A 2332-nucleotide genomic window follows, 5' to 3' on the forward strand; every position below is an offset into this window, starting at 1 on the left:
GAGCAGGGCCGCGGCTTCGCGGTGGTGGCCGGCGAGGTGCGCTCGCTGGCCCAGCGCTCGGCCGAGGCGGCGCGCGAGATCAAGACCTTGATCGGCGCCAGCGTCGAGCGGGTGGAGACCGGCTCGCGGCTGGTGCAGGAAGCCGGCACGTCGATGACCGATATCGTCGACAGCGTGCGCCGCGTGCAGGACATCATCGGCGAGATCACCGCCGCGGCCAGCGAGCAGAGCGAGGGCATCGGGCAGGTGAACAGCTCGGTCGGCAAGCTGGACCAGATGACGCAGCAGAACGCGGCGCTGGTGGAGCAGTCCGCCGCCGCCGCGGAGAGCCTGAAGGAGCAGGCGCAAAGGCTGGTGGAAGCGGTGGCCGTCTTCCGGGTCTAGGAAGGCCCTCTCAGGACACGATTGCTCACACACGTCACGCCGGTGGAACCGCCGCCGGCACCTCGCTTGCCGCGCCCGCCTGCACGGACGCGAGGAGACGGCGATGAACGAACGACTGATGGCGCGGTGGCGCAGCCCCGCCCTGCTGGTGCCGCTGGCGGTGCTGGTGATGGTGGCGTTGCTCAGTTCCTGCGGAGGCGGAGGCGGCAGTGGCGGCAGCAGCGCCATGGACCCGGGCCCCGGCCCCAGCGGCAGCGATGCCGGGACGGCGGCGGTCTCGTCCGGCACGATCACCGCCTTCGGCAGCGTCTTCGTCAACGGCCATGAGTACGCCACCGGCAGCGCCGTCGTCATCGACGACGACACCGGCGACAGCACCAGCAGCACCGACGGCCTGGAAGTGGGCATGGTGGCCGACGTCAAGCCGGCCTCGGCCAGCACCTCCGCCCATCCGATGGCTGCCGAGCTGCATGTGCACGCACTGGCCCGCGGTGTCGTCGACGCCTCGGATACCGGCGCCAGCACGCTGACCGTGATGGGCCAGACGGTCCAGCTCAGCTCGGCCACCACCTTTACCGACCACCGCGCCTGCCTGACCGACACCGCCTCGCCCTGCGACGCGATCACCGGTCAGTCGGGCCTGAGCGTGACGGCCGGGGCCACGCCGGGCAGCTACGTCAGCGTGGATGGCTACCTGTACGGCAGCGGCGGCGCGCAGATCGTGGCGACGCTGGTGTCCATCCGCGACCTGCCGGGCGCCGGCAACGGCTATCCGGCCGTCTACAAGGCCGAGGGCGTGGTGACGGCGGTCGGCGCGACCAGCATCACGATCGGCGGCCTGGTGGCGGACCTGTCCGCCAGCAACTGCTTCAACGGCGCGCGGCGAACCAGCAGCGCCTGTGCGGGCCTGTTCGCCGTCGGCCAGGTGGCCTCGGTCCACGGCACGGCCGCGCCGACCGGCACTTCGGCCTTCGCCGCCAAGGTGGCGATCCTGCGCGACAAGCTGCCGGTGGAGACCGCCGGCGCCGCGGTCGAGATCGAAGGCCGGGTGTCGACCATCAACGGCAGCACCTTCTCGATCCGCGGCTTCAGCGTCGATGCATCCGCCCTGCCCTCTGCCGGGCTGCCGGTGGTCGGCGACGTGGTGCGGGTGCAGGGCACGGTGGCGGCCGGCGGCGCGACGATCACGGCGAGCTCGATCAGCGTGATCCATGCCGTCGCGACGGCCAGTTATGGCTTTGCCGGCCCCGTCGGCGCGGTGGCGGCCGGCAGCGCGGCCAACACCTACACGCTGACCGTGCTGGGCCAGAGCATCGCCGTCAATGCCTCGACCCGCCTGGCCGATCTGTCGGTGCGCGGCGGGCACCGCGGTGACTCGAACAGCCGGCCCTTCAACATCGCCACCTTCCGGACCTACCTGGCCGCCAGCGCCTCGCAGAGCGTGCAGGTGCAGACCGCCGCGGACGCGAGCGGCAACCTCACCGCGACCTCGGTCGTGATCGTGCCGGCGACGACGGTGGCGATGCTCAGCGGCGTGGTCGACGCCACGCCGGCGCCGGCCAACGGCACGCCGACCACCTTCTCCATCCACGGCGTGGCCGTCAGCGCCGACCCGAGCGCCATCGTCAGCGCCCGCCGCTGGCGCCTGGGCACCGGCAGCAGCACGCCGTCGATCGCGGCGGGCGACTTCGTCATCGTGCGCGGCACGGCGGTCGCCAATGCGATCACGGTGGCGCCGGTCACCAGCCTGCGCGGCCTGCTGAACAACGTGGTGATCGACAGCGGGGTGCCGCCTTCGCGGGACGGCGGCTGCTTCTAGTGACCCGTGACACTGAAGTGAAACACGTCGTTCAAACCCGAGCGCAGTTCCCCGACCCGCTCGGGCTGAGCCTGTCGAAGCCCTGGTCGCGCACGGCCCTTCGACAAGCTCAGGGCGAACGGCTGGTGC

Annotated in this window: 2 protein-coding genes; both read left to right on the forward strand. The window is 71.9% G+C overall.

Annotated elements, in window-relative coordinates; all coding sequences use genetic code 11:
- A partial coding sequence (locus tag B0W88_RS31230; RefSeq protein WP_304442606.1) for a methyl-accepting chemotaxis protein occupies positions 1–384 on the forward strand: 384 nt, incomplete at its 5' end.
- A gap of 103 nt (positions 385–487) precedes the next feature.
- On the forward strand, positions 488–2203 hold the full coding sequence (locus B0W88_RS31235) for a DUF5666 domain-containing protein (RefSeq protein WP_077038354.1): 1716 nt from the start codon (positions 488–490) through the stop codon (positions 2201–2203).
- The last annotated feature ends 129 nt before the right edge of the window (positions 2204–2332 follow it).

Origin of the sequence: Pelomonas sp. KK5 (assembly GCF_001984095.1) — a bacterium.
GTDB lineage: Bacteria > Pseudomonadota > Gammaproteobacteria > Burkholderiales > Burkholderiaceae_C > KK5.